This is a genomic window from Ruegeria sp. AM2 (assembly GCF_056540685.1).
In genome coordinates this window covers 1-539 of record NZ_JBQFXE010000030.1, presented here as the reverse complement: position 1 = coordinate 539, position 539 = coordinate 1, and the positions used below count along the sequence as shown (strand labels likewise).

Here is a 539-nt window from a genome sequence, read left to right as displayed (position 1 = left end):
GACCAGTCGGTCTTCGTCTGCGCGACCTTGTGGGACCCGCCGCTGCGTGGACCGGTGTTGCCCCAGCACGCGACAGGCGCGTCTCTCGGAAACGTTCAGCTGGTTACGGACATGATCGATGCAGGCACGACGACGAGCGGGGCTCAAAAGTTTCCCTTTGCGGCTTCCGTCAGGATCAGCTTGTCCAGAGTCAGATCAGACACCGCGCGTCTCAGCCGCTCGTTCTCTTTCTGAAGCCGTTTCAGTTCCTTCAATTGATCAACACCCATTCCACCGTACTTCTTCCGCCAGCGGTAATAGGTTTGCTCAACAACGCCGATCTGCCTGATCGCATCAAGTCGGGACATGCCTTGCCCCATCAAAACTTCAACCTGCCGTAACTTCGAGACAATCTCTTCGGGCTTCGGTCTCTTGTTTGCCATTCGTCGTCCTCCGTTTCCTAAACATAACGGTGGACCAGTTCAGTTGGGGAGGCTCAGGCGGACCTCTTCCTTCACAGATCCAGACACCGCAACCTTTTGCACTGATTGAGAGAGTTC

At 55.8% G+C, this 539-nt stretch carries 1 pseudogene; it reads right to left on the bottom strand.

What is annotated here, in order from left to right:
• Positions 1–422 (bottom strand): annotated as a pseudogene (locus tag ACR0CR_RS20395) (transposase); the annotation flags it as partial.
• Positions 423–539 lie beyond the last annotated feature (117 nt).